The 26,236-nt window shown below is 73.3% G+C and carries 24 protein-coding genes, 3 tRNA genes and 1 riboswitch; of the genes, 13 read left to right on the plus strand and 14 right to left on the minus strand.

Going from position 1 to position 26,236, the window contains the following annotated elements:
* The first annotated feature begins 62 nt into the window (after positions 1–62).
* The gene (locus J2S58_RS16480) at positions 63–683 is read left to right on the plus strand and encodes a MarR family winged helix-turn-helix transcriptional regulator (protein ID WP_205256318.1); all 621 of its coding nucleotides are present in this window, start codon (positions 63–65) and stop codon (positions 681–683) included.
* Positions 683–2,641, plus strand: coding sequence for an MDR family MFS transporter (locus J2S58_RS16485; RefSeq protein ID WP_205256317.1), 1,959 nt, complete (start codon positions 683–685; stop codon positions 2,639–2,641). The genes J2S58_RS16480 and J2S58_RS16485 overlap by 1 nt, the downstream gene beginning before the upstream one ends.
* Positions 2,642–2,752: 111 nt before the next feature.
* Here the strand turns inward: J2S58_RS16485 and J2S58_RS16490 are convergent, their stop codons facing one another.
* Positions 2,753–4,219: an aminotransferase class V-fold PLP-dependent enzyme gene (locus tag J2S58_RS16490; RefSeq protein ID WP_205256316.1), complete on the minus strand. Its 1,467-nt coding sequence runs from the start codon at positions 4,217–4,219 to the stop codon at positions 2,753–2,755.
* A 39-nt stretch (positions 4,220–4,258) separates the two neighbouring features.
* Positions 4,259–4,373, minus strand: a riboswitch (SAM riboswitch).
* Between the two features lie 189 nt (positions 4,374–4,562).
* On the opposite strand from J2S58_RS16490, the gene J2S58_RS16495 reads away from it, so the two are divergent.
* From J2S58_RS16495 to J2S58_RS16510, 4 genes are all read left to right on the plus strand, one after another.
* Positions 4,563–4,635: transfer RNA gene (locus J2S58_RS16495), tRNA-Glu, on the plus strand.
* 56 nt (positions 4,636–4,691) lie between these two features.
* A tRNA-Asp gene (locus J2S58_RS16500) sits at positions 4,692–4,765 on the plus strand.
* Positions 4,766–4,812: 47 nt separating this feature from the next.
* Positions 4,813–4,886 (plus strand) — tRNA-Phe (locus tag J2S58_RS16505).
* Between the two features lie 106 nt (positions 4,887–4,992).
* Positions 4,993–6,480, plus strand: coding sequence for a dihydrolipoyl dehydrogenase family protein (locus J2S58_RS16510; RefSeq protein WP_205256315.1), 1,488 nt, complete (start codon positions 4,993–4,995; stop codon positions 6,478–6,480).
* 72 nt (positions 6,481–6,552) lie between these two features.
* Here the strand turns inward: J2S58_RS16510 and J2S58_RS16515 are convergent, their stop codons facing one another.
* Positions 6,553–8,019 carry a sugar porter family MFS transporter gene (locus J2S58_RS16515; RefSeq protein ID WP_205256314.1) on the minus strand — a complete coding sequence of 489 codons (1,467 nt, stop codon included), beginning with the start codon at positions 8,017–8,019 and terminating at the stop codon, positions 6,553–6,555.
* A gap of 210 nt (positions 8,020–8,229) precedes the next feature.
* Between J2S58_RS16515 and J2S58_RS16520 the strand changes: the two genes are divergently transcribed.
* The 5 genes from J2S58_RS16520 to J2S58_RS16540 all read left to right on the plus strand — a co-directional run bounded on the left by J2S58_RS16520 (position 8,230) and on the right by J2S58_RS16540 (position 14,204).
* Positions 8,230–8,583, plus strand: coding sequence for a PASTA domain-containing protein (locus J2S58_RS16520; RefSeq protein WP_205256313.1), 354 nt, complete (start codon positions 8,230–8,232; stop codon positions 8,581–8,583).
* On the plus strand, positions 8,580–9,626 hold the full coding sequence (locus J2S58_RS16525) for an enoyl-CoA hydratase/isomerase family protein (protein WP_205256312.1): 1,047 nt from the start codon (positions 8,580–8,582) through the stop codon (positions 9,624–9,626). The genes J2S58_RS16520 and J2S58_RS16525 overlap by 4 nt, the downstream gene beginning before the upstream one ends.
* 1 nt (position 9,627) lies before the next feature.
* The gene (locus J2S58_RS16530) at positions 9,628–10,302 is read left to right on the plus strand and encodes a helix-turn-helix transcriptional regulator (RefSeq protein ID WP_205256311.1); all 675 of its coding nucleotides are present in this window, start codon (positions 9,628–9,630) and stop codon (positions 10,300–10,302) included.
* A gap of 505 nt (positions 10,303–10,807) precedes the next feature.
* Positions 10,808–11,014, plus strand: a complete 207-nt coding sequence (locus J2S58_RS16535) for a DUF5708 family protein (RefSeq protein ID WP_205256310.1) — start codon at positions 10,808–10,810, stop codon at positions 11,012–11,014.
* A gap of 292 nt (positions 11,015–11,306) precedes the next feature.
* A complete protein-coding gene (locus J2S58_RS16540) occupies positions 11,307–14,204 on the plus strand; it encodes a hypothetical protein (RefSeq protein WP_205256309.1) in 2,898 nt (965 codons plus the stop codon).
* An 87-nt stretch (positions 14,205–14,291) separates the two neighbouring features.
* Here J2S58_RS16540 and J2S58_RS16545 read toward each other — a convergent pair whose 3' ends face one another.
* The 6 genes from J2S58_RS16545 to J2S58_RS16570 form a co-directional block, all read right to left on the minus strand.
* Positions 14,292–15,947 (minus strand): DEAD/DEAH box helicase, encoded by a 1,656-nt coding sequence (locus J2S58_RS16545; protein ID WP_240188685.1) that lies wholly within the window; start codon positions 15,945–15,947, stop codon positions 14,292–14,294.
* Positions 15,948–16,255: 308 nt separating this feature from the next.
* Positions 16,256–16,852: an energy-coupling factor transporter transmembrane component T family protein gene (locus J2S58_RS16550; RefSeq protein ID WP_306828960.1), complete on the minus strand. Its 597-nt coding sequence runs from the start codon at positions 16,850–16,852 to the stop codon at positions 16,256–16,258.
* Position 16,853: 1 nt separating this feature from the next.
* Complete coding sequence (locus tag J2S58_RS16555) at positions 16,854–17,537, minus strand: energy-coupling factor ABC transporter ATP-binding protein (RefSeq protein ID WP_205256308.1); 684 nt, start codon at positions 17,535–17,537, stop codon at positions 16,854–16,856.
* Complete coding sequence (locus J2S58_RS16560) at positions 17,530–18,672, minus strand: thiolase family protein (RefSeq protein WP_306828962.1); 1,143 nt, start codon at positions 18,670–18,672, stop codon at positions 17,530–17,532. The genes J2S58_RS16555 and J2S58_RS16560 overlap by 8 nt, the downstream gene beginning before the upstream one ends.
* Before the next feature lie 39 nt (positions 18,673–18,711).
* A complete protein-coding gene (locus J2S58_RS16565; protein ID WP_205256306.1) occupies positions 18,712–19,941 on the minus strand; it encodes a class I adenylate-forming enzyme family protein in 1,230 nt (409 codons plus the stop codon).
* A 14-nt stretch (positions 19,942–19,955) separates the two neighbouring features.
* Positions 19,956–20,564, minus strand: coding sequence for a biotin transporter BioY (locus J2S58_RS16570; RefSeq protein ID WP_205256305.1), 609 nt, complete (start codon positions 20,562–20,564; stop codon positions 19,956–19,958).
* 155 nt (positions 20,565–20,719) lie between these two features.
* Between J2S58_RS16570 and J2S58_RS16575 the strand changes: the two genes are divergently transcribed.
* Positions 20,720–21,214, plus strand: coding sequence for a MogA/MoaB family molybdenum cofactor biosynthesis protein (locus J2S58_RS16575; protein ID WP_205256304.1), 495 nt, complete (start codon positions 20,720–20,722; stop codon positions 21,212–21,214).
* A gap of 72 nt (positions 21,215–21,286) precedes the next feature.
* Here J2S58_RS16575 and J2S58_RS16580 read toward each other — a convergent pair whose 3' ends face one another.
* Complete coding sequence (locus J2S58_RS16580) at positions 21,287–21,766, minus strand: hypothetical protein (protein WP_205256303.1); 480 nt, start codon at positions 21,764–21,766, stop codon at positions 21,287–21,289.
* Positions 21,767–21,911: 145 nt separating this feature from the next.
* Here J2S58_RS16580 and J2S58_RS16585 point away from each other — a divergent pair, with 145 nt between their 5' ends.
* Positions 21,912–22,205 (plus strand): hypothetical protein, encoded by a 294-nt coding sequence (locus J2S58_RS16585; RefSeq protein ID WP_205256302.1) that lies wholly within the window; start codon positions 21,912–21,914, stop codon positions 22,203–22,205.
* 27 nt (positions 22,206–22,232) lie between these two features.
* Here J2S58_RS16585 and mscL read toward each other — a convergent pair whose 3' ends face one another.
* The 5 genes from mscL to J2S58_RS16610 form a co-directional block, all read right to left on the minus strand.
* The gene (mscL, locus tag J2S58_RS16590; RefSeq protein ID WP_205256439.1) at positions 22,233–22,709 is read right to left on the minus strand and encodes a large conductance mechanosensitive channel protein MscL; all 477 of its coding nucleotides are present in this window, start codon (positions 22,707–22,709) and stop codon (positions 22,233–22,235) included.
* Between the two features lie 234 nt (positions 22,710–22,943).
* Positions 22,944–23,582, minus strand: coding sequence for an SAF domain-containing protein (locus tag J2S58_RS16595; protein WP_205256301.1), 639 nt, complete (start codon positions 23,580–23,582; stop codon positions 22,944–22,946).
* Positions 23,583–23,676: 94 nt separating this feature from the next.
* Complete coding sequence (locus J2S58_RS16600; protein ID WP_205256300.1) at positions 23,677–24,918, minus strand: PQQ-dependent sugar dehydrogenase; 1,242 nt, start codon at positions 24,916–24,918, stop codon at positions 23,677–23,679.
* A 62-nt stretch (positions 24,919–24,980) separates the two neighbouring features.
* On the minus strand, positions 24,981–25,346 hold the full coding sequence (locus J2S58_RS16605) for an FmdB family zinc ribbon protein (RefSeq protein WP_205256299.1): 366 nt from the start codon (positions 25,344–25,346) through the stop codon (positions 24,981–24,983).
* A 195-nt stretch (positions 25,347–25,541) separates the two neighbouring features.
* Entirely contained in the window at positions 25,542–26,129 is a 588-nt protein-coding gene (locus J2S58_RS16610) for a 5-formyltetrahydrofolate cyclo-ligase (RefSeq protein WP_205256298.1), read from the minus strand.
* Between the last annotated feature and the right edge of the window lie 107 nt (positions 26,130–26,236).

Below are 26,236 nucleotides of genomic sequence, written 5' to 3' on the forward strand. Positions count from 1 at the left end.
ACGGGTAGATGATTGCGCCCGGCAACTAGATGTCTGCCGCAAGCAACTATCGACGAGGGCTGATGAGCGAACACCTGCTGGACCGGACGGTCGACCCGACCGCCCTGCCGGAGGCCACCGGCAGCTGCGGCTGCTCCATCCGTCCGGCCCCCGCCGGTTCCGGGGCCATGGACGAGGACACCCTGCACTCGGAGATCGCCGGCGCGATCCTGTCCGTCGTCCGTCAGTACGCCGGCATCAAGGCCCGGCTGGTGGACACCCCCGAGGGGGAGATGCACCTGTCGATCCTGCTGGGCAAGGTCACCGCGCACGGACCGCTGCGGGCCGGTGACCTCGCCGACCGGATCAACGCCGATCCCTCCACCGTCTCCCGCCAGGTCGCCGCCCTGGTCAAGGCCGGGCTGCTCGAACGCCGGGCCGATCCCGACGACGGGCGGGCCTCGCTGCTCGTCGTCACCGACGCCGGCCGGGCCCGGCTGGCCGAGCACGAGGTCCGGCGGGGCTGGGCCACCGCTCCCGTGCTGGCCGGCTGGAGCCTGCACGACCGCTCCGAGCTCCTCCGGCTGATGAGTCGGTACGCCCTCGACCTGCACGACCACCGTGACGAGATCGTCGCGATGCTGACCGGCGCCGCCCGCGCCGCCGCCCCCACCCGCTCCACCGGCACGGAAGAAGACCGCTGATGTCCACCACGACGCCCGAGAAGGGCACCACCGCCACCGCGGTGGAGTCGCCCACCGGCTTCACCCACAAGCAGATCATGACGATCCTGGCCGGTCTGCTCGCCGGCATGTTCCTGGCCGCGCTCGACCAGACCATCGTCAGCACCTCGATCCGCACCATCGCGGACGACCTCAACGGTCTGTCGGTGCAGGCGTGGGTGACCACCGCCTACCTGATCACCTCCACGGTCAGCACCCCGCTCTACGGGAAGCTGTCCGACATCTACGGGCGTCGGCCACTGTTCGTCACCGCGATCGTGCTGTTCGTCGTCGGGTCGTTCGCCTGCGCGTTCGCCACCTCGATGCCGCAGCTGGCCGCGTTCCGCGCCTTCCAGGGTCTGGGCGCCGGTGGTCTGTTCTCCCTCGCGCTGGCGATCATCGCCGACATCGTGCCGCCCCGGGAGAGGGCCAAGTACCAGGGCTACTTCCTGGCCGTCTTCGGCACCTCCTCGGTGATCGGCCCGCTGGTCGGCGGGCTGTTCGCCGGCGCCGACACCATCCTGTGGATCACCGGCTGGCGCTGGGTGTTCCTGGTCAACGTGCCGATCGGGGCCATCGCGCTGTTGATCGTGTGGAAGAACCTGCACCTGCCGCACATGAAGCAGAGTCATCGCATCGACTGGTGGGGCGCCGCCGCGCTGATCGTCGGCATCGTGCCGATCCTGACCGTCGCCGAGCAGGGCCGGACCTGGGGCTGGGCCTCCGCGGCCTCGATCTCGATGATGGTGCTGGGTGTGCTGGGCATCGCCGCGTTCGTGGCCATCGAGTTCCGCATGAAGGACGAGGCGCTCATCCCGATGCGCCTGTTCCGCAGCCGGGTGTTCAGCACCGGCCTGGGCGCCGGCGTGCTCGTCGGTGTGGGCATGTTCGGTGCGCTGAGCTGCCTGCCGCTGTACCTGCAGCTGGTCAAGGGCGCCTCGCCCACCGCGTCCGGTCTGCTGCTGCTGCCGATGATGATCGGCATCATGAGCGGCTCGATCGCCTCCGGGCAGATCACCTCCCGCACCGGCAAGTACAAGATGTTCCCGGTCATCGGGACGGCTCTGCTGGCCGCGGCGTTCTTCCTGCTGCTGACCGTGAAGATCGGCACCCCCTACTGGCAGCTGGACATCTACTTCCTGATGGTCGGTGTGGGCCTCGGCCTGAACATGCAGACGCTGACCATCGCGGTGCAGAACGCCGTCCCGGCTCGCGACATCGGTGTGGCCACCTCCTCGGTGACCTTCTTCCGGCAGATGGGCGGCACCCTGGGTGTCGCGGTGTTCCTGTCGCTGCTGTTCAACTCCGTGCCGTCCAACATCGCCGCGTCCACCGCCACGCTGGCCCAGGCCCCGGCCTACCAGCAGGCCGTGGCCTCCGCGGTCGCCGACCCGACCAGCCCGAGCCACCAGCTGGCGATCAACCTCGTGGCCGCCGGCCGGGGGGACACCGGGGCGCAGGCCGCCATCCAGGACGCGCTGAACAACGACTCCTCGTTCCTGGGTCGGGTGGATCCGCTGCTGGCCGAGCCGTTCAAGCAGGCCTTCGTGGACTCGACCCATCTGGTCTACCTGGTCGGCGGCATCGTCATGGTGCTGGCGTTCCTGCTCGTCCTGACGCTCAAGGAGATCCCGCTGCGCACCATGTCGGCGATCGACGAGCGGCGTGCCGAGGAGGCCTCGCTCGCCGCCGAGACGTTGCCGCCGTCCGGTCTGGCCACCACGACGGAGACGAGTACGACCGGCGCCACGGCCGACGCTCCGGCCGCCGGATCGACGGCCCGGGAGGTGCACGCGGGTACCTCGGGAGGGGGCGCGCACGCCGCCACCGGTGATCCGGGACAGCTGCGGGTCGCCGATCTCGCCGCCCGCCCGACGGCCGCACCGTCGACGGACGGGACTGCGCCGGACGGGACGCCCGGACGGCACGCCCGCACCTGACGCAGCTGGTCGACCCCGGTCGATTCCGACCGACGACGAAGCCCGGATCCGCAGCGGATCCGGGCTTCGTCGTGTCTGCCTGTGCCGCAGGCGTGGGTCATGCGGGCGGGCTCACTGCCAGGGGGCGATGACCGGGGTCGCGCGGTCGTCGATCGCGGGGACGGGGCGTCCGTCACGCACGACGTACTGCAGGCGCGGACCGTGCAGGGCGATCCGGCGGACGGCCGCGATCAGCCGCTCGACGTGCTCGCTGGTGGTGCCCAGGCCGATGGACGCGCGGACCGCCTGCCCGTCGGCGCCGGAGTCGGCGCACCCGGCCGCCCCGAGCAGTCGGCGCACCAGCGGGTGGGCGCAGAAGGCGCCGTCCCGCACGCCGATGCCGTACTCGGCGGACAGGGCGGCGGCGACCAGGGCGGCGGGCCGGTCAGTGACGGTGAACGTCGCCACCCCGATGCCCGGGACCTCGTCCGCCTCCGATCCCGGGCCGTCCGGGCGGCCCGACCCGCCGGAGCCGAAGAGGGTGTGCACGGTGACGCCGGGGATCGCGGACAGGCCGTCGCGCAGGCGGTCGGTGAGCAGGTGTTCGGCGGTGGCCAGGGCCTCGTGGTCGGCTCCGGCCAGCAGGTGGCAGGCGGTGGCCAGGGCGACCGCGCCCAGCACGTTCGGGGTGCCGGCCTCGTGCCGTTCGGGGACCGGCTTGAAGGTGACCGCGTCGTCGGTGACGGTGGCGGTGGCCCCGCCGCCCAGCAGGTACGGATCAGCCTGGTCGAGCCAGTCGGCCGGGCCGACGAGCGCCCCGGTGCCGTAGGGCGCGTACAGCTTGTGCCCGGACAGCGCGACGTAGTCCACGCCCAGTTCGGTGATGGAGAACGGGCGGTGCGGCGCGAGCTGGGCGGCGTCGAGGGCCACCCGGGCCCCCCGGGAGCGGGCCACCGCGGCCAGCTCACCGACGGGCCACAGCTCACCGGTGACGTTGGAGGCGCCGGTGATGACGAGCAGGGCGGGGCCGGCGGGCCGCCGGCGCAGGGCGTCGTCGACCAGGGCGACCGCCTCGGCGGGGGAGGCCGGGGCCGGGAGGCGGATCACGTGGTGATGCACCCAGGGCAGCAGGGCGGCGTGGTGCTCGGTCTCGAACACGACCACGGTCGTCCGCGCGGGCAGGCAGTGGGCCAGCAGGTTCAGCGAGTCGGTGGTGTTCCGGGTGAAGATCACCGCGTCGGTGGGTCGGCCGCCGACGAAGTCCCGGACGGGCCGCCGGGCGCCCTCGTACAGCTCGGTGCAGACCCGGGAGTGCCAGCCGGCGCCCCGGTGGACGCTGGCGTACTGCTCGACGACGGCGGCCACCGTGCGCTCCACCGCGGCCAGCGCGGGAGCCGACGCGGCCGCGTCCAGGTTGGCGTACTCGATGTGCCCGCCGCCGGCCAGCGGCACCGTGCGTCCGGCGCCGGACAGCTCGAGACCGGGGGCGTGCGGGTGGCGGACGACGCGGGGGGCCGGCCGGGCCGGCGTCGTCCAGCGCAGGGCGGGGACGGCGTCCAGGGCGGCGGCCAGATCGGGGCGATCCAGGAGCAGAGTCATCGGAGATGTCCCTCATGCCGGGGACCAGGGTGTTCGCCGGGTCCGCGCTTGCCCGAACGCGCAGCGCGCCGGGCCAGGTCGTCATCCGGGGCACCCCGCCGCGGGGGAGGGTTGCCGGTCAGCAAGCCGGAGCTACGCGCTGACACTCATGACCTATCGCCGGGAACGCTAGCAAACCCCCGGCGGTTCGTCACCCCCGATCCGATGGGAGAGGGGTGGGTGGACCCGTCGATCGTCGTGCCCGCGCCGGGGTGCGGGTATCGTTTTGGAAGTCACCGACGGCCTGCCGTATGCTTTCCAAGCTCCCAACGGCCAGCCGTTGGAGGCGGGTTTTACCGGCCCAGCCCCCATCGTCTAGCGGCCTAGGACGCTGCCCTTTCAAGGCGGTAGCACGGGTTCGAATCCCGTTGGGGGTACGGCAAGTCGGACCGGATTCATCCGGTACGGTTGTCCAGCACGACGAGGTTCACCAGGCCCCGTAGCGCAGTTGGTTAGCGCGCCGCCCTGTCACGGCGGAGGTCGCGGGTTCAAGTCCCGTCGGGGTCGCAGTACCTGGGCCGGATCCGAGTTCTCTCGGGTCCGGCCCGCTTCATGGCCAGGTAGCTCAGTCGGTACGAGCGTCCGCCTGAAAAGTGGAAGGTCGCCGGTTCGATCCCGGCCCTGGCCACCGCACGTCAGCCCCCGTCTCGCCCCGGCGAGCGGGGGCTGACTGCTGTTCCGGTCCGATCGGTCCCCACCTGTGCCGCTCGGAGTCGTCCGCCTACCGTGGGGTCATGAGCAACGCCACCCCGGCCGGAGCAGCCGACACGCAGGACACCTGGGACGTCATCGTCATCGGCGGTGGTCCGCCCGGGGAGATCGCCGCCCAGTACGCGATCCAGGGCAGTGACCGCACGGCGGTCATCGTCGAGCAGGAACTGGTCGGCGGGGAGTGTTCGTACTGGGCGTGCATGCCCAGCAAGGCCCTGTTGCGCCCGGTCGAGGTGCTGGCCACGGCCCGGCACCTGCCCGGGGTGCAGAGCCTGGTCGGCGACCACTCCCTGGACGCCGGGGCCACCCTGGCCCGTCGGGATTCCTTCGCGGAGCACGACGACACCTCCCAGGTGAAGTGGGCCAACGGCATCGGCATCGACGTCGTGCGCGGGCGCGGCCGGCTGGCCGGGGTCCGCACGGTCGCGGTGACGGCGTCCGACGGCTCCGTCCGCACGCTGACGGCTCGTCTCGCCGTGGTGCTGGCCACCGGAACCACGGCCACCGTGCCCGACCTGCCGGGTCTGCGCGACGCCCTGCCGTGGACCTCGCGGGACGCGACGAACGTCCACCAGGTGCCGCGGCGGATGGCCGTCATCGGCGGCGGGGTGGTGGCCTGCGAGGCGACGACGTGGTTGCGCGCCCTGGGCGTGGACGAGCTGACCGTCATCGGCAGCGCCCCGACGCTGCTGGGGAAGAACGAGCCGTTCGCCGGCGAGCTGGTGCTCGAGGCGTTCCGGAAGTCCGGCGTGACCGTGCATCTGGGCGCCCGGGTGGACGCGGTCTCCCGCCGCGATCCGCAGGACACCGGCGAGGGGAACATCCACGGCGGGGAGATCGAGGTCTCCTTCGGCGGGCGGAGCATCGTCGTGGACGAGCTCCTCGTCGCGGCCGGGCGGACCCCGGGAAGCCGTGACCTGGGCCTGGACACCGTCGGGGTGGACACGTCCGACAGCCACGGTTTCGTCACCGTCGACGACCACCTGAGCGTGGTCGGGGTGGGCGGCGATTGGCTCTACGGCGTCGGTGATCTCACCGGGCGCGCGCTGCTGACCCACATGGGCAAGTACCAGGCCCGGATCGCCGGGGCGGTGATCGCCGCCCGGGCCGCCGGCAAGCCGGTGGACGGGCCGCGGACCACCGACCGCGCCGATCACGGACAGGTGCCGCAGGTGACCTTCACCCACCCGCAGGTGGCCTCGGTCGGCCCGACCGAGCAGGCCGCGCGGGACGCCGGGATCGACGTAGAGACCGTCGAGTACGACATCGCCTCCGTGGCCGGCGCCGCGCTCCTGGAGGACGGGTACACCGGCCGGGCGAAGCTCGTCATCGACCGGGCCACCGACACCCTGGTCGGCGCGACGTTCGTCGGCACGGACATCGCCGAGCTGCTGCACTCCGCGACGGTGGCCGTGGTCGGCAAGGTGAGCATGGAGGACCTGTGGCACGCGGTGCCGTCCTACCCGACGGTCAGCGAGGTCTGGCTCCGCCTGCTGGAGTCGCGCGGCTGAGCGACACGGCGATGCACGAAGGGGCCCCGCGTGAGCGGGGCCCCTTCGTGTCTGCGGTCCTGGACGGACGGATCAGCTCTTCCTGACCCGCTGACGGGTCTCCATCGTCATGTCCTCGAGTTCCATGCCCTTGGTCTCCGGGATCTTGGCGAACACGAAGAAGAACGACAGCAGGGCGAACGCGGCGTACATCCCGTAGGCGACGGCCAGGCTGAGATCGGCCAGCGGCTGGAAGGTCTCGGTCACCGCGAAGTTGACGATCCAGTTCGTCGCGGTGGCGATGGCCATGGCCTGGGCGCGGATGCGGTTGGGGAACATCTCACCCAGCAGCACCCACATCACCGGGCCCCACGAGCCACCGAAGAAGACGACGAACAGGTTGGCCGCGATGAGGGCGATCGTGCCCCAGGCGCCGGGCAGGCTGACCGCCTCCTTGCCGTCCGCGCCGATGGTGGTGATCGACTGCGAGAAGGCCAGGGCCATGGTGCCGAGCGAGAGGAACATGCCGATCGAACCGACCAGCAGCAGGATGCGGCGGCCGATCCGGTCGACCAGGAAGATCGCCACGATGGTGACGACGACGTTGGTCACCGAGGAGATCACCGAGATGGTGAAGGACTGGCTCTCGTCGAAACCGACTGCGCGCCAGAGCGTGACGGAGTAGTAGAAGATCACGTTGATGCCGACGAGCTGCTGGAACGCGGCCAGCAGGATGCCGACCCAGACGATGGGGTGCAGGCCGAACCGCGGGCCGCGGAGGTCGGCGAAGCTCGGCTTGTCCTCCCGCTGCAGCGACTTGCGGATGTCGGCCACACGCTCCTGGATGGCGGCCGGGGAGTCGCCGAGCACCTTGGTCAGGACGCGGGTGGCGGCGTCCTCCTTGCCGCGGGCGACCAGGAACCGGGGCGACTCGGGGATGCCCAGGGACAGCACGCCGTAGACGACCGACGGGATCACCCCGACGAGGAACATCCAGCGCCAGGCCTCCAGGCCCAGCCAGATCTCCGCCGAGGCGCCGCCGTTGATGCCCTGCAGCCAGTTGTTCGACAGCTGCGAGACGAAGATGCCGATGACGATGGCCATCTGCTGCAGCGACGACAGCCGCCCCCGCAGGTGGGCCGGGGCGACCTCGGAGATGTAGGTGGGCCCGATGACCGAGGCCACGCCGATGCCCAGGCCACCGATGAATCGCCACACGGCGAGATCCCAGGCGGCGAAGGCCACACCGGAACCGATGGACGACACCAGGAACAGGACTGCGCCGATGAGCATGACGCGCGGGCGGCCGAGGCGGTCGGCCATCCGCCCGGCGAACCAGGCGCCGACGGCCGAGCCGATGAGCGCGATGCCCACCACGAAACCACTGGCGAAAGTGCCGAGCTGGAACCGGCCGTTGATCGATTCGACGGCCCCGTTGATGACGGCGGTGTCGAAGCCGAAGAGGAAACCGCCGACAGCCGCGGCGATGGAGATCGCGGTGGCCTTCCCGGCGTGCTGCTTGATGGGGTTGACGTCGTCGGAACGTGCGGGTGTGGCCATGGCGTCTCCTCGCCTCGCGGTGCTGCTTGGAGGTCGCGACCGCCATGCCCAGGCGTCGGGGCCTCCCCGCGCGTCAATGTAGACCCGCGTGATCGTCACGGCGAGTGTCGGTGCCGACGCAACGGGTCTCGTTTCCGTCACTGTTCCGGGGGCTGCCGCGGGCGTGAACCGGGCCGTTCGGGGAATGCGCGCGGAAGATACGGTGCCCCCATGCAGATGCCCGGTGTCCCCGTGCCCGATGTCGTCGGCCTGCCGCTGGAAGCGGCGCGGTCGGTGGTGGTCTCGTCCGAGTTGCTCGTGGCCGCGCCGGATCCGGACGGCCCGCCGCTGGATGCGCTGGCCGGCCCGGCCGCGGTCGTCACGGCCCAGGATCCGGCTCCCGGCGGCATCGTCGAGCGGGAGAGCGCGGTGCGGCTCTGGGTGGACTCCGGCGGCGGTGCCGTACGCGAGCCGCTGACCCCGGCGCCGCTGGAGCACGACGGCCTCGGCCTGGACCCGGTGACCCGGGCGGATACCGACCCGGACGCCACCGAGCCGCCCGCGCTGGACCGGGCCCCGGCGTGACACTCGACGAGGCCGAGCTGCTCGTCACCGTCGAGGAGGCGTTGGGCCACCTGCAGCTGAACCGGCCCCGTCGGCTCAACGCCCTCACCCCGGCGATGATGACGGGCGTCCGCGCGGCGCTGGCCGATTGGCGCGACGATCCCACCGTGCAGGTCGTCCTGGTCGACGGCGTCGGGGAGCGTGGGCTGTGCGCAGGGGCCGACATCCGGGCCCTGGCCACCGCACTCGGGCCCGGTGCGCCGGGGCCGGCTCCCGACGAGGCCGCCCGAGCGGCGGTCGCCCGCGAGGTGTTGGGCCTGGAGTACGCCATGAATCTCGACCTGGCCACGTTCGCGAAACCGGTCGTGGCGTTCATGGACGGGATCGTGCTGGGCGGCGGGGTGGGGGTCTCGGCCCACAGCTCGCTGCGGGTGGTCACCGAACGGACCCAGGTGGGCATGCCCGAGACGGCCATCGGCCTGTGCCCCGACGTGGGCGCGCTGTTCCTGCTGGCGCGGGCGCCGGGGCAGTGCGGCATGCACGCGGCGCTGACCGGCTCCCGGTTCGGCGCCGCCGACGCGATCACCCTGGGGCTGGCCGACGCCTTCGTACCGTCGGCCGACCTGCCGGACCTGCTCGACGGGCTCCGCGGCGGCGAGCTGCCCGCACTGTCCGCCGACGGCGCCGTCCCCGGTTCGCTCGAGGGGGACCGGGCCTGGATCGACGCCTGCTACGTCGGCGACGACGTCCCGACGATGATCGCCGCCCTGGCGGCCCGGCCCGAGCCGGCGGCACGGGGGGCCGCCGCGACCCTCGGCCGGATGTCCCCGTTCGCCCTGGCTGTCACGGCGATCGCCGTGCGGCGGGCCGAGACCCTGGATCTGGCCGGGGTTCTCGACCAGGACCTGAACGTCTGCTCCCGCCTCGCCGCCCGCCCCGACTTCGCCGAGGGCGTCCGCGCCAAGATCATCGACAAGGACGACGACGCCCGTTGGCAGCCGGCCACGCTCGACGCGGTGGACCCGGCGGCGGTGGAGGCATGCTTCGCGGGGAGCAACGACTGAGATGACCGGGGCCGAGGGGGGCCCGGGTCCCGAGCCGGTCGCCGTCGAGCGACTGGCGGATTCGTCCCGGGTCGTCGCCGTCCTGGACGAGCTGTGGGACGGCGCTGTCCACGAGGTTCGGTGCACCCTGCCCGGTGGGCCGTACCCGGACGACTTCCTGCGGGAGCACTGGGAGGACGACCAGGCGTTGTTGCGCCGGGGCGTCGCTCTGCGCTCCCTGTGTGGCCTGGCCGCGGTGCAGGCGCCCGAGGGCCTGCGGTACTTCGCCGAGTGGGCGGCGACCGGGGTGCAGGTGCGAACCACCGGCCGGCCGATGCAGCGGATGATCGTGGTGGACGCTGAGGCGGCGGTCATTCCGGCCGTCGTCGACGCGGACGGCGGCCCGGCCCTCCTCGTCCGGGAACCGGCGATGGTGGACAGCCTCATCCGTCAGTTCGATGCACTGTGGGACTCCGCCCACGTGATCGGGGACGACTCACCGCAGGCCCTCCGGGTCACCGAGATCCGGGAGATCCTCCAGTTGCTGTCCGAAGGGCTGACCGACGAGGCCGTGGCCCGGCGGCTGCGCCTCTCGCACCGCACCGTGCAACGCCGGGTGGGTGCGGCGATGGCCCTGATGGGGACGAGCAGTCGTTTCGCGGCGGGCGTCCGCGCGGCCGCCCTCGGTTGGCTGTAGCCGTTCGACCCCGTCGGAGAATCAACCCGGAAGGCATTCCGCCCGGACCGGATCCCGTCCGGATGCATTCCCGTCCTGACCATCGGGTCGGCGACGCCGGCTCTCTTCTCCCTGAGGTGTCCGTGCTCTCCCGGGCGGCTGTGGACCGGGATGGCGTGAACCCGCCACGGTTCGCACGTGAGGTGTCCCAGCGGGCCCGATTGCGCTGTCTGCGCAGCTCAGGACCAGTGCGACCTTCCGCCGGAGCGGCATGTCGCGCGGCCGGCGCCCCCTTGACCGGGGGGTCGCCCGTCGGCAGGGTGGACGTCAGCGGAAACTTCCGACCACACCTCCGGTGGATCTGCCCCGCGTCGGAGGGACGTGCATTCCCGGACGGAGATCACGGGGTTCGCACCATGGCCGAGGGACCTCCCGATTTCGCCCGGAATGCTCACCTGCCCCTGTCCCCCTGATTGTTTCCCTGTCCGAGCCCGCTCTTCCGGCATTCGTCCATCAAGGAGCCCCCGTGTCTACCGACAAACTGCACCTGCTCACCGGCGGCACCCTGATCGTCATCGGGGTTGTCCTCGCCCTCACCACTCGCGGCGTCCGGACGCCGATCGTCACCCTGGACAAGCTCGGCATCGTGCTGGCCGTGCTCGGCGCGATCGAGGTCGCCGTCACGGCCGTGATCATGGCGCGTGCAGGGCGGGGTGGCCGGGCGGTCCGCTGAAGGATGGGGCGCGCAGCGCGAGTGAATCTCGGTACCCACCGATCGGCAGAGGAGTGGTCGTCCCCGTTCAGGACATGTCCAGTCACCCGTTCGACACCTCTTGCTCAGCCATAGGGGTGCCTCTATCGTTCCGATGCAACGGAGCGTGAGTACCGGCTTCGGGGGGGATCGGCCATCTCGCGTGGCCACCGGGGGTGGACCCGGCTGCGTACACGGCGTGGGCGGAGACGTCCCTCGACGTGCGCAGGTGCGTCCCCCCGTCGCGAGCACGACGGACACAGGGGGCAGTCGGATGAACAAGGCCGGGCGATCGATCGTGCTGGCGATCGGAATGCTGGTGGCGCTGGTGGTCCCGCCCGGAACAGCGTCGGCGGCGCCCGCGGCCGGTGCCGTCACTCCGGGCGGGGGTCTGTACGTGCGGGCGCCCGCGCCGGCCGTCCATTCGTCCACCATGCCGGCCCACGCGGTCCGTCAGATCAACCTGCCGAACGTGCCCGCCGGCGCCCCGGTCTCGCTGGCCGTGTCCGTGGCCGCGCCGGCCACCTCCGGATCCGTGGACCTGCGGACGCCCGGTGGCTCCTCCGCCGAGCTCGCCGCGGTGACCTTCGCGGCCGGGCAGTCGACGAGCTCCACGGCCGTCCTGCCTGCCTCGGCCTCGCGGACGATCGAGATCCGGAACGATTCCGGGGGTTCGGTCCAGGTCCGGGTGGACGTGGACGGGTACTACACCACGGGTTCGCCGACCACCGCGGGAGCGTTCGGCACCGTCGCCCCCACCGTTTTCGGCTCGACCTCGGTGGCGCCCGGCGGCAGCGTGACGGTCAAGCCGTCCGGGCTCCCGGTTTCCGCGGCGGTCGTAGCGGCGTCGTTCACCGTCGCCGGTGCCGCCGCGGGCGGAACCCTGGTGACCTACCCGGCGGGGGCCTCCCGCCCCTTCACGCCCACGGTGGTGTTCTCCGCCGGCCGACCCCAGACGTCCTTCTCGTGGGTGCGGACCGCGCCGTCCGGCATCACGCTGGTCAACACCTCGACGGCGCCCATCACCGTCACGGCCACCGCGGTGGGGTATCTGCTCGCCGGTGAGCCCTCGGTGGCCGGCACTCTCCAGAAGGTCGCCCCTGCAGGGATCTTTGCGGGCACGGTCGGTGCCGGCGGTACGCAGCAGGTCCAGGTGTCCGGAGTGGCCACCGTCCCGCAGACCGGCGTGGACGCGGCTGTGCTCCTGGTCAGCGTGGGTTCGGCCACCGGCTCCGGGTACCTGAACGCGGTGGCGGCCGGCGCGCCGAGATCGACCGCGCCCACCCTGCCGTTCACCTCCGGTCGGCCCGGATCGGTGAGCGTGGTGGTCCCGCTGAGCTCCGCCGGGGCGGTCGCCGTCCGGAACGTCTCGTCCGTTGCGGCGCCGGTCCGGGTCGAGATCGTCGGCTACGTGCTGGGTTCCTCTCGCCTCACCTGGGCGCCGCCGGTGCAGGTGAACACCCAGGGCTCCGCGCAGTACGGGCCGGTGTCCTGTGTGTCGGCGACGTTCTGTCTGGCGGGGGAGGGCACCGGCTTCTTCGTCCGGTGGGACGGGAAGGGGTGGTCGAGGCTCGACGACCGGGGCAGTGGCATCGTCCCTGCCCTCGACGGCTACTTCACGGTCACCTCCGTCTCCTGCGTTTCCCAGAAGTTCTGTGCAAGTACGACCCTCAGCGAGGACGGGAACAGTGTGGGTTCGGGGCTGATCTCGTTCTGGAACGGCACCACCTGGAACGGTCAGGACATCCCCGACTGGGGTGCCCGTGCGGTCACCTGCCCGACCACGACCTTCTGCATGGCGTCGCCGGACGGGATCTCGAGCGGCTACGCCGTGTGGAACGGGTCCGCCTGGGCCGTCGCCCCGACCCCGGAGCGGGACTTCCTGTGGGACGTCCCCCCGTCCTGCCCGGTCGCCGGTCGGTGCTTCGCGCTCCACCAGGGAACGTTGTGGGCGTTTGCGGCGGGGGCATGGTCCTCCGCCGGCGCTGCCCCCCTGACGAACGCGGAGCTGTCCTGCGCGTCGGTCACCTTCTGTCTGGCCGTGGGCGACACGGCCGCGGGGCGCCAGTCGTTCGTCTTCGACGGGTCCCGTTGGAGCGGCGGGGTGAACGCACCGGTGGCCGGGATTCCCCACTGTTCGTCGGCCACCTTCTGCCTGACCGCCGACGCCACGACGACCGCGGTGTTCAGCGGGTCCGCCTGGTCGACGTCGCCGGCGCCGCTGCCCGGCGGGGTCCCCGAGATCTCCTGCACAGCAGCGGAATTCTGCGGGGCGGTGGCGGACAACCGGGCCAGCACCTGGTCCGGGAGCTGGCGGGCCCCGAGCGTCCTGTCCGACGATCCGGAGGAGTTCGACCGCATCAGCTGCGGGACCGACGGGGTGTGTGTGGCGGCCGACCGTCTCGATGCCCACGTCCTGCGTCCCGGCGGTCCGACGACGACCACCGCGCTGGGCACGCCGCTCGACAGTCCGGTGGTGATCAGCGCCCTGTCCTGCGCCTCCGCCTCGTTCTGTTTGGCGACGGTCGCCGGGCAGTTCAGCGCGGTGTTCACGTTCGACGGCTCGACGTGGGCCGAGAGCTCCATCGGCGATCCGTCGGACCACGTCGACATCCGCGGTCTGTCGTGCACCGGCCCGACGTTCTGCACGGCGGTGGGCGACGGGACCTACCGGTGGGACGGCGCGACCTGGACGCGGACGTCCGACCTGCAGATGTCCCTGGTGTCCTGCAGTGGGCCGACGTCCTGCGTGGCGACGGGTCGTGGCAGCAGCGGGGGAGGCACCAGCGCGACCTGGGACGGATCCCGCTGGAACACCCCCAAGCCCATGGGTGATGCGACCGGCGGCCCCGCGGTGTCACTGGCGTGCCGGGCCGGTGGGCTCTGCTTCGCCGTCGACGGAGCGGGCCGGGTCTCCGCACTCCAGGCCGGTACCTGGTCCGCCCCGGCGAAGGTGGTGGGCGCGTCCCCGGTGGTGGCCGTGTCGTGCTCGTCGTTCGCGGTCTGCGTCGTGGTCACGGCCGACGGGAAGGTCAGCCAGAACAAGGGGGTCGGCTGGGCCGCGCCGGTGGTGGTCGACACGGTCGGCCGCCCGCGGGACATCTCCTGTGGTGATCGGACGTTCTGCGCCGTCGTGGACGACACCGGCAAGGTGGTCCGGGCGACCACCTGATCGTCGGCGAGACGCCGGACCCGAACAGCAGACGACCCGGCCCCGGAACGCGATGCGTTCCGGGGCCGGGTCGTGTCGAGCGGCGGGTCAGCCGGCGAGCTTGTGGATCTCCGGGTGACCGGGCGTGATGCGGGTGGTGGCCGCGGTGATGCCGGCCTGCTTCATGAGCTTGCGGACGTCGTCGGCCTGCTCGGGCAGCATCAGCGTGATGACGGTGCCGCCGGCGCCGGCGCGGGCGGTGCGGCCCGAGCGGTGCAGGTAGGCCTTGTGCTCGGTCGGCGGGTCGAGGTGCACGACCAGCTCGATGTCGTCCACGTGGATGCCGCGGGCGGCGATGTCGGTGGCGACGAGCACGCTCGCCCGGCCGGAGGAGAACGCGTCGAGGTTTCGCTCGCGGGCCCCTTGCGACAGGTTGCCGTGCAGGTCCACGGCCGGGATGCCGTTCTTGGTGAGCGCGGCGGCCCACTTCTTGGCGCCGTGCTTGGTGCGGGTGAACAGCAGGCGGCGGGCGCCACCGGAGGCGAGCTCGCGGACGACCTGGTTGCGGTCGTCCTTGTTCACCGCGAAGACGTGGTGGGTCATGGTCTCGACCTTGGACGACTCGTCGTCCACCGCGTGCACGGCCGGGTTGGTCAGGAAGTCGTTGACCAGCACGGAGATCCCGTTGTCCAGGGTGGCCGAGAAGAGCAGCCGCTGGCCGTTCGCCGGCGTGGCGCGCAGCAGCCGCCGCACGCCGGGCAGGAACCCGAGATCGGCCATGTGGTCGGCCTCGTCGAGCACGGTGACCGCGATGTTGCCCAGATCGCAGTCGTTCCGGGCGATCAGGTCCTCGAGGCGACCGGGGCAGGCGATGACGATGTCGACACCGGAACGCAGCGCCGAGGTCTGGTTGCCGTATCCGACACCGCCGAAGACGACCATGGTCTTGAGGCCGAGGGCGGCGGCCAGCGGATCGATGGTGCGCTGCACCTGCAGGGCCAGCTCGCGGGTGGGCACGAGGACCAGACCGCGGGGCTTGCGCGCGGACCGGGCGACCGGCGCGGCGGCGACCCGGGTGACCAACGGGATGGCGAAGGCGATGGTCTTGCCGGAGCCGGTGCGGCCGCGGCCGAGCACGTCGCGCCCGGACAGCGACACCGGGAGGGTGGCGGCCTGGATCGGGAACGCGGTCTCCGCACCGAGCTTGCGCAGCGGGGCGATGAGCTTCGCGTCGACACCGAGCTCGGTGAACGAGGTGACGGAGTCGGCGGTGACCGGCTCGATCACCAGATGGTCGAACAGGGTGGAAGCCGGCGCCTGCGCACGGCGCTGGGCCGCGGGCTCGGACTTCGGCCGATCGGACTGGGGCCGGCTGCGCGGCGCATCGGCCGGGCGGCGACGCTCACCACCGTTGCGGGGGGCGCCGGAGCGGCCCCCATCGCGTCCGGCACCGTCCCGGCCGCCGTTGCGGTCGGACCGGGGGGCGTCACTGCGGGGGGCGTCGGAACGGCCACCGGTGCGCGGGGCACCGGACCGCTGGCCGCCGCCGGACCGCTGGGCCTGGCCGCCGACCGGGGCGACCGCGGCGATGGGGCTGCCGGAGCTGAACGCACCGACGGAGAACGCGCTGCCGCTGTACCCGGGGCTGGAGGAGGAGGTCACCGTCGTGCTGCCGCCGGCACCGGCGCCACGGCCACGCCGGGGCTGGTTGCGGGAGCGTCCACGGCTACCGCCGTCGGAGCGCGCGGAAGTGGGGTTCGTCAAGAGAATCCTTTGGGACGTGCTGTCGTCAACCACACGGGGCGTCCTGCGACAGCAGGGAGGTCGCCGTGTGCTGGCGCTCACCTGCGGGAGAACGACACCGGCATTGGCGCCATCAGCAACGGCCCGAGCGCACCGTCGGCGCGACTCGATGGCCAGAGTACCCCGCTGATCACCGTCGGCGGCGGAAACGGCCGGGAGAGCTGGCCCACTGCGGCTGTCCGACCAGGTCAGCGGGGTGGGAAGTCGGTGGGGCCGCACGGTGACCGTGGGCCGGCGGGAGGCCGAGGAGGAACGGACCCGGGCCCCGGTCAGTCGTCCACGCCGCGGGCGATCAGCGCGTCGCCCAGGGCGTCCGCGGTGCGCAGGGCCCGTACGACCGCGGGCGCCACCATGGCCCGCACGGAGAAGCCGAGCCCGCGGGCCCGGCGGGCCTGGCCCACCTCGCCGACGATCTGCGCGACCAGCGGCACGCACCGGATGGTCAGCGCGAGCAGCAGCCCGACCCGGTCCGGGTCGATCCCGACCCGCCGCAGCGGCCGCAGCACCGCCTGGCACACGTCGAGCATCGCGGTGACCTTGGTGGTCAGGGTGACCAGGGCGGCCACGGCCACCGTGACCAGCAGGCCGCCGCAGACCAGGACGGCCCGTTCCGGCCCGGCCAGCACGATCTGCACCGCGGCGATGACGACCAGGAACCAGCGCATCGGGCGCAGTTGCACCCACGCCACCCGGCCCGGGATGCCGGCCAGCGCGTACAGCGCGACGACGGCCGCGGCGGCCGCCGCGAGCTGCCAGAGCTCGGCGATCAGCACGGTGGCGATGATCGCCAGCAGCATGAGCAGCAGCTTCGGCCCGGCCGGCGCCCGGTGCAGGATCGACCGGCCCGGGTGGTAGAGCCCGATCACCTCAGGCGTCCAGCAGGGCGGTGTAGACGGCCACGGCGTCAGCCGGGGTGCCGTCGGCGACCACCCGCCCGGCGTCCAGGACGACGACGCGGTCGAACCCGTCCAGCAGGGGCAGCTGGTGGGTCACCAGCACGACCTGCTCGTCCAGTCCGGCGAGCAGGGCGCTGACCATGCGGGCGTTGCGCAGGTCCAGCAGGGTGGTCGGTTCGTCGGCGACGACCACCGCCGGTCGGGTGATCAGCACGGCGGCCAGCGCGAGCAGCTGCTTCTGCCCGCCGGAGAGCAGATGGGTGGGGTGCTCGGCGTGCCCGGCCAGACCGAACCGGCGCAGCACCGCGTCGACCTCGGCGTGGACCTCCGCCCTGGGCAGCCCGGACCGGCGGAGGGAGAACGCGACGTCCTCGGCCACCGTCGGCATGACGATCTGGTTGTCCGGGTCGGTGAACACGAAGCCGACCCGGCGGCGGACCTCCCGTCCCCGGCGGGTGGTGTCCAGCCCGTCCACGGTGACCCGTCCCCGGGTCGGCTCGACCAACCCGTTGATCATGCGGGCCAGCGTCGACTTCCCGGAACCGTTGGCCCCGACGATGCCGATCCGGCGCTCGGTCAGGGTCAGGTCGATCCCGTCGAGCACCGTGCGGTCGCCGTAGGAGTGGTGCACGCCGGCGAAGACGATCTCAGCCATGGTCGTCCTGTTCGAGGAGCATCGCGATGCCCTGGCCGCCGCCGATCGCGCAGGCAGCCAGGCCCCAGCGGTGCCCGTCCGTCCGCATCCGCGCCGCCAGCCGGACCAGCAGCACGGCCCCGGAAGCACCCCACGGGTGGCCCATCGCGATCGCGCCACCGTCGGTGCAGACCGTCTCCGGGTCCAGGTGCAGCTCGTCCACGACGGCCAGCACGACGGACGCGAACGCCTCGGTGATCTCCACCGCGCTGACGTCGGACAGCCGCACCCCGGCGGCCCGGACGGACGGCCGGTCGAACAGCGCGCGGACCGCGGGCACCGGCGCCGCGCCGGGCAGGGCGGGGTCACCGGCGGCCACGGCGGCGGCCACGATGCGCGGGCCGGGCAGGCCCGCCCGCCCAGCGGCGGCCCGGGTGGTCACGGTGAGCAGGGCGGCGCCGTCGGAGATGCCGCAGGAGTTCCCGGCGGTGGCCGTCCCGTCCGGCCCGAACGCCGGGCGCAGGCGGGCCAGGCGGGCGGCGTCTAGGCCGGGGCGGGGCCGTTCGTCGTGGTCCAGGCCTCCGATCGGGAGCAGCTCGGCGGCGAACCGGCCGGCGGTCCGCGCGGCGATCGCCCGGGCGTGGGAGCGCTCGGCCCAGGCGTCCTGTCGGTCCCGGCCGAGGCCCCGGCGGCGGGCCAGGTCGTCGGCGGCCGTGCCCATGTCGGGGTCGGGGAAGCCGGCGGGGGCGAACGGGGCCCGGCTGTACCGCTGCGCCGGCCGGCCGTCCCGCGGCGGCCAGGAACGCCACGGCGCGGTGCTCGCCGACTCCACCCCGCCGGCCAGGATCAGCTCCGCGTCCCCCGACCGGATCCGGCTCGCGGCCTGCAGCACGGCGTCCAGACCGGAACCGCACTGCCGGTCCACCGTCACCCCGGGGACGTCGGCCCCGAGACCGGCGGCCAGGGCGGCGACGCGAGCGATGTCCCCACCCGGTCCGAGGCAGTTGCCCAGCACCACGTCGTCGACGCGTCGATCCAGGCGGTCCGCGATCGGGGCGGCGTCGGCGAGCAGGGGAGCGGCCAGGGCGATGACGTCGAGGTCGGCCAGGGCATGTCCGGCGCTGCCGACCGGGGTGCGCCGCGCCTGCACGATCACCGGCGCACCGGGATCAGGGCACGGGTGGGGCACGGTCGCCTACGGTAGCGGCCTCGCCCAGTCCGGCGTTCCGTCGCGCAGGGCGTCCCGTACCGCGCCGCGGGCGATCTTGCCGCCGGGGGTGCGGGGGAGCTCCGCGGCCACGAGCCAGCGGCGGGGGCGGGCGGCCGGGGACAGGGCCGCGCGGGCGGCGGCGCGCAGCCCGGTCGGGTCGGCGTCCGGGTGCAGCCGGACCACCACGGTGACCAGCTCGCCCCAGCGCGGCGACGGCGTCCCGACCGCCACGGCCTCGGCGACCGCGGGGTGGGCCAGGACCGCGGCCTCGATGTCCTCGGCGAGCACGGTGGCTCCGCCGGTGGTGATCGCGGTGTCCCCCCGGCCGGCCACCGTGAGCCCGCCGTCCACGAGCACCCCGTGGTCGCCGACGGTGGCGAACCCGGTTGCGTCCCGGCGCAGCGCCCCGGTGGCACCTGCGCCCGGTTCGAAGCCGGGCCCGAGGCCCGCTCTGTCGAGGCCCAGGTACCCGTCGGCCAGGTACGGCGAGCGGACCCAGATCTCCCCGTCCCGGATGTCGATCTCCGCCCCGGGGAAGGCGCGCAGGGGACCGGGGGGCCGTCCGGCGGCCACGAAGGACAGTTCGGCGGCGCCGTAGTACTCGACCAGATCCCACCCGCGGGTGTGGATCCGGTGCGTCAGGTCCGCCGGCAGGCCGGCGCCGGCGGTCACCACGCGACGCAGCGGCGCGTCCGTCGGCAGGTCCAGCAGCGACCTCAGCACGGTCGGGACGGCGTGGACCGCGGTGGCCGCCTCGGGTCGGTCGGTGAGGTGCGCGCCCAGGCACAGCGTGTGGACCGCGGCGAACAGGTGCAGCGTGGTCGACACCGGTCCGGTCAGGGCCACGGTGTCGGTCGGCCCGAGGCCGGTGAGCGCGGTGAACGCGGGCAGCGAGTCCGCCCAGGACCGTTCGGACCGCACGACCCAGCGGGGCCGCCCGGTCGATCCGGAGGTCGTGGCCACCAGCCACGCCCCCGGCGGGATCGGTGCTGCCGGGGGTGGACCGGCGGGCCCGACGAGCACCGGGCGTCCACTCGCGGCCGCGGCGAACACGTTGACCAGAGCAGCGGCGAGAAACGACCCGCGGGCGTCGAGCTGGTTGCCGGGATCAGCGGCCCGGCGGTCGATCTCCCGCGCCAGCCGCGCGTGGTCCCAGGTGTGCCCGTCGACGGTGAGGGCCGGGTCGTCGGGGCGGCCACCCGGGACGATGCGCACGGGCCGCGGCGTGCTCAGGCCGCGGTGCCCGCGCGGCGGCGGGCGGGGTCGGTCGCCCGCCGACCGGTGATCAGGCCGGGGTACGCCCGGTGGACCTGGCGGGCGACCAGGGCGGTGACAACGGCCTTGATCACGTCACCGGGCAGGAAGACGGCCGCGCCGGACGCGGCGGTGCTCAGGGGCAGGCCCGTCCGCCAGGCGGTCCACGGGATGCCGACGGCGTAGATGACGACGATGCCGCCGACGGCGGTGGCGAGGATGCCGGCCCACAGCGGGTAGCGGGGCAGCAAAGGACGGGTGAGCAGGCCGATGACCACCACGCCGAGGAGGAACCCGACGAGGTAGCCACCGGTCGGCGACGCCCAGACCGCCGGCCCGCCCCGCCCGCCGGCGAGCAGGGGCAGCCCGATCAGCGTGAGCACCTCGAAGACCAGGACGGCCAGGAACCCCTTGCGCGCACCCAGGACGGCGCCGGCGAGCATCACCCCGAGGGTCTGGAAGGTGATCGGCACGCCGCTGCTGCCGCCGAGGTCGAGTCGGCCGGGCAGGCCGAGCGCGGCGATGAGGGCGGCGAAGATCGCGATCTGGGCGAGATCGCGGGCGGTGGTGCGGCGGGAGGCCATCGGGGGTCCTTCGGGCGGCGGACGGCGCGGCGCGCCGGGGCGGTCGGGGAGCGGGTGGGGGCCGGTGGGTCCGTGCGGCGCCCGGGAGGGCTCTACCCTAGGTCTGCCCCGCTCGGGCGGTTACCCGGCGGTGCCCCGAACCAGGAGGCCACACCGTGACGACCCCTACCCATGCCGGCCGCGCGCTCATCGTCAGCATCACCGATCACCTGCTGCACGGTGAGGACGACGGCGGAGCCGGCGCACTGGTCACCGAACTGCTCGCCGAGGCCGGGTTCGTGGTCGACGGCACGGTGGTGGTGCCGTCCGACGAGGTCGCCATCCGCACGGCCCTGAACACCGCCGTCATCGGTGGGGTGGACCTGGTCGTCACCGTCGGCGGTACCGGCGTCTCCCCGCGCGATGTCACCCCGGACGTCACCGCCGAGGTGATCGACCGCGAGCTGCCGGGCATCTCCCAGGCCCTGCGCTGGTCGGGGATGGCCGCCGGGGTCGTCGACGCCGTGGTCTCCCGCGGGCTGGTCGGCGTGTCCGGTTCGACCCTGGTCGCCAACATCTCCGGTAGCCGGCAGGCCATCCGCGACGGCCTGGCCACCCTCAACCCGCTGGCCATCCACGTCATCGAGGAGCTCTCCGACCCCGAGGTCTGACCCGTCCGGGTTCGGCCCCGGGTGTCGGACAGCGCGGGTGACCCCGCGAGCTGCCGACGGCCCGGTCGGCGGTCAGCTCTTCTCGGTGATCGACCCGTCGGTCGGTGCGGACTCGCTCTCGCTCGCCTCGGCCTCGGCGGTCGATGACGCCTCGTCGACACCGTCCCGCACTGCCTCGGCGGCCGACCCGGCCGCGTCGGCGACGGCATCGCCCGCCGTGTCGGCCGCGTCCGCGACGCCGTCACGAACATCATCGGCTCGATCCGCTGCGTGCTCCGCGGCGCCGAAGACCCGTTCCTTGACCTCGCCGGCCAACCCACCGACCCGGGCCGTGACGGTCTCGGCCACGTCGGACACCTTGTCCCAGGCCGGTCCCGCGGCCGAGCCGACCTGCTGGGTGACCGCCCCGGCCAGGTCCCTGGTCTTCTCCCAAGCCGGTTCGGTCACCTCGGCGACCTGATGGGTGACGTCCGCGACGACCTCGCGGACCTTCCCGGAGACCTCTCCGGCCACGTCCTTGACCTTGTCCAGGGCCTGGTCGATCGCACTCATGGGGGTCCTTCCGGTCGAGCCCGGGGCGGGCGGATGCAGGGTGTGGGGGAGCGGCGACAGTGGGCCGGTTCTGTCCCCGCTCCGATGATGACCGACCTGGTCGTGCGGTGGGCGGCAGCGGGTCGGCGGATGGAAAACTGGCGCCATGACGGTGAACGGTCCGGACCAGCAGGACGACCCGCAGGACGACCGGGGTACGGACCAGGTCGAGGACCGATCGCCGGAGGCGGCCGCACCCGCACCCGAGGTCCCGGCCGGACAGCGCGTCGAGGCCCCGCGACGGGATGACGGAGCCGGCCGCCGAGCTGCGTCCCGCCGCCTGGACGAGGTGTTCGGTCGATCGTCCGCGGCGAGCAGCGACGAGCGGGACCCCGGACGGAGCGAGGGGTTCGGCGAGGAGTGGTACCGGGCCAACCGGCCGCCGCACCACGGCGGCTGACCCGCGTCGGCCCGTTCCCGGCCGGTGTCAGGCCTTCGTGCTGCTGATGCCCGACGAGTCCACGGTCGTCGGGTCGTCGGTGAGGGCGGCCACCTCGCTCTTGGAGGTGACGCTCTCGCCGTGCTTGAGCAGGTCGCGGATCTCCACGAGCAGCTCGATCTCGGTGGGGTCGGCCTTGACCGGGGTCTTCCGGGCGTTCATCCGCTCGTTGATGGCGTTCATCGGCGCCACGAAGACGAAGTACACGACGGCGGCGGTGATCAGGAACGTGATGATCGCGGTGATCAGGGCACCGATGTTGACGAAGGTCGCCGTCGGGTTGTCCGACCGGATGGAGAAGCCCAACCCGTCCGCGTTCACGCCACCGACCGCAGCCAGCAACGGCTCGATGATGGCGGCGGTGAAGGCGCCGACGACCGCGGTGAACGCCGCGCCGATGACCACGGCGATGGCCAGGCTGACCACGTTGCCGCGCAGGATGAAGTCCTTGAACCCCTTGAGCATGATGTCTCCCCACGAAAGAGTGCCGATGGTGCTCGACGACGTCGGCGCGCGGGGCCATTGCACCATCCCGGGCTGCCGGATGCATCTGTCGGGTGATCCTCACCGCGCGCCGGGAGGCCGGCGCCGGTCCCCGCGCCGCTCCCGACGAAGATCGTCTGCTGCCCGATGGCCCGATGGCCCGATGGCTCGACGGCTCGACGGCTCGACGGCCCGACGGCTCGACGGCCCGACGGATCACCGGGCGGACCGGAAGGCCAGGGCGTCGGTGAGCCCGGCCGCGGCGACCGCGTCGGCCTGGTCGAGCGGAACGGCCAGCACCACCAGCGGCTGCTGACCCTGCGCCGGGGCCGGCAGCGCCAGCACCACGGCGCGATCGGTGAGCGTGCGCGCCGCGCCGGCCTCGTCGACCGCCACGACGGCGACCACGGAACCGGGCGCGAGCAGGGCGATCGCGCCCGCGTCGGCCGGCCGGACCGGGACGGCGACCCGTCCGTCCCCGGGATCCCACAGGGCCGAGGTCAACCGGCGGTCGGTGAGCACCTCGCCCCGGCGGGCGGCCGACCCGAGCACCTGACCGACGGCCGTCGCCGGGTCGACCAACACCCCGTCGGGTGGGTCGGCCACCGCGGCGAGCCGGACATCGGCCTCGGTGAGCGTCGTCCCGAGCGGGAGGTCCCGCAGCAGGACCAGACCGGGCGAGCGGCCGTCGGCCGGCGGTGGGGCCATCGCCAACGCCCCGGCCAGCACGATCAACGCGGCGGCCGTCAGTCGGCGGACCGACCGCCACCGCCGCCCACCCCGGGTCCGGGAGTGCACGGCCGCCACCACCCGTTGCGGCCACGGGGCCTGCAGGGGGTCGGGACGCGGCGGCATGGGGCGACGGTAGGACCGTCGGTCCGCTCGCTCCCGGCCCGTGCGAGGGGTGTGGATGGATCAGCGGATGGGGACAACCCGTCCCGCAGGGAGGTCAGGTCAGGGTCAACCGCAGGATGCGGTCGTCCTCGTCCGCGGCGGACCCCCGCCCGTCGGTGTTGGAGGTGATCAGCCAGAGGCCGCCGTCCGGCGCGGTCTGCACGGTGCGCAGCCGGCCGTACTCGCCGGTCAGCAGGGCGACGGGCTCGTCGGTGCCGTCGGCGGTGATCGGGATCTGCCACAGTCGCTCGCCGCGCAGGCCCGCCATGAACACCGAACCGCCGGCGATGGCGATCCCGCTCGGGGAGGCTTCGTCGGTCGGCCACGTCCGCTCGGGCAGGGCGTAGGACGGGTTGTCGCTGGGTCCCTCGACCACCGGCCAGCCGTAGTTGCTGCCCGCCACGACCTGGTTCAGCTCGTCCCAGGTGTTCTGCCCGAACTCCGCCGCCCACAGCCGACCCCGGTCGTCGAACGCCAGGCCCTGCACGTTGCGGTGGCCCAGGGAGAACACGAGCGGGGCCTCGGGGAACGGGGCGTCGGCGACCGGACTGCCGTCCGGCTGCATCCGGAGGATCTTGCCGCCGAGCGAACCGAGATCCTGCGCCAGGTCACGGTTTCCGCTGTCCCCGGTCCCGGCGTACAGCGACCCGTCCGGTCCGAACGCCAGCCGCCCGCCGTTGTGCGTCTGTCCCTTGGGGAGCCCCTCCAGCACGGTCTGCTGGTCGGTGATCGCACCACCGGAGAGGGTCAGGGCCGAGATGCGGTTGTCGTCGGCGGCGGTGTACATGACGAACACCCGACCGTCCTGGGCGTACCCGGGGGAGACGGCCAGGCCGAGCAGGCCGCCCTCGCCGCCGGGGACGACCCCGTCGACCGTGCCCAGCACGGTGGCTGCGCCGCCGCCGGCCGGGACGGCCAGGAGCTGCGCCGAGTCGCGCTCGGTGACCAGCGCGGAGCCGTCGGGCAGGAAGCCCAGCCCCCACGGTGCGGTGAGCCCGGTGGAGAGCTCGGCGACGTCCAGCGCGGCCGGGACGGAGATCACTCCGGACGGGGCGGCCGGGCTGCCCGTCGGGGACAGCGACGAGGACGACGGGGCTGCGGAGGACCCGGAGGTCGACCCGGTGGTCACCGTCGAGGTCGGCGCCACGGTGGAGGCCGAGGCCGAGCTGGCGGATGCCGCGGTCGAGCCGGCGGACGACGCGATCGGGGTCGGGTCCCCGGAGCACGCGGCGGTACCCAGGAGCAGAGCGGTGAGCAGTCCGGCGGCCGGGCCTGAGCGGAGACGGAGTGTCGGCATCAGCCCAGTGTGCCGACGGCGTGTGGGGATCCGGTGGGTCCGGGCGGGTCACCCGGATCCGATCAGGAGGCGGCCTTGCCCGTTCCGCCGGTGCTGCTGCCCGAGCCCGACGAGCCACCGGAGCTGCTCGCCGCCGGGGTCGAGGACGCCTTGTCCGCGCTCTTGTCCGGGGTGGCCTCGGTCTTCTTGGCGGGTGCGTCGGACTTCGCCGCGTCGGCCTTGTCAGACTTGGCCGCGGCGTCGACCGCACCCGAACGGGAGTCGGTGCGGTAGAAGCCGCTGCCCTTGAACACCACACCGACGGACCCGTAGACCTTGCGGAGCTTGCCGCCGCACACCGGGCAGGTGGTCAGCGAGGCGTCACTGAAGGCCTGCACGGCCTCGAAGCGGTGATCGCACTCGGTGCAGGCGTACTGATACGTGGGCACGGTTCCTCCGAGAGGGACGGGCCGGCGGCGGATGTCTGGCACCCGTCGGGCGGCCCGCGGTGTGTCCGGCGACGCCGTGGAAGGGCGTCGGACGGGCACATGGGACGACGATGACTGGCACTCCCCGGGGGAGACTGCCAGGACGATGATGCTCCGGCGGTCAGAAGGAGCGCAACCGCCCTGCTCAGGACGGTCTCACGGGGTGTGGTGCGGAGTGGGGGACAGGCCGCCCGTCGGGGTCAGGACGGCGTCGACGACCCGGTCGGTCTCCTCCACCGGGATGGAGTCCAGGACCTCGGCGTCGAAGACGACGGCGACGATCATCGGGCGGACGGGCAGGCCGGCGAGCAGGGCGAGGGTGCGGTCGTAGTGGCCGCCGCCCCGACCCAACCGGCGCCCGGACCGGTCCACGGCCAGCGCGGGGACGAGCACAAGATCCACCCGTTCCAGGGCGTCCGGTCCGGCCGTCGGGCCGGCCGGTTCGTCGATGCCGAAGGCCCCCCGCCGCACACCGCCGCCCGCCTCCGCCCAGTCGAGCGGCCGGCCGGCCGTGGCGACGGGGAGCAGGACGCGGTGCGTCCCGGCCAGTGCGTCGACGGTGCGGCGGGACACCGGTTCGGTCGGCAGCGGCAGGAAGAGGGCGAGGGCGGACCGGCCGCGCGTGAGGTCCCGCAGATGGGCGTCGAGGGCGTCCTGCGCGGCGACCCGATCGACGGTGGACCGTCCTCGCCGCCCCGCCAGGAGGGCGGTGCGGAGCGCGATCTTCTCGGCCACCGGGTCCATCCCGCGAGCGTAGGCACCCGGGTGAGGAACGGTCCGGCGGTCCCGGCGTCGTACCGCAGGGTGAGGATCGGGTCCGTGCGGCGCGTCCGCAGGTGTCCGGCGCCCCC

Source organism: Nakamurella flavida, assembly GCF_030811475.1.
Lineage (GTDB): Bacteria > Actinomycetota > Actinomycetes > Mycobacteriales > Nakamurellaceae > Nakamurella > Nakamurella flavida.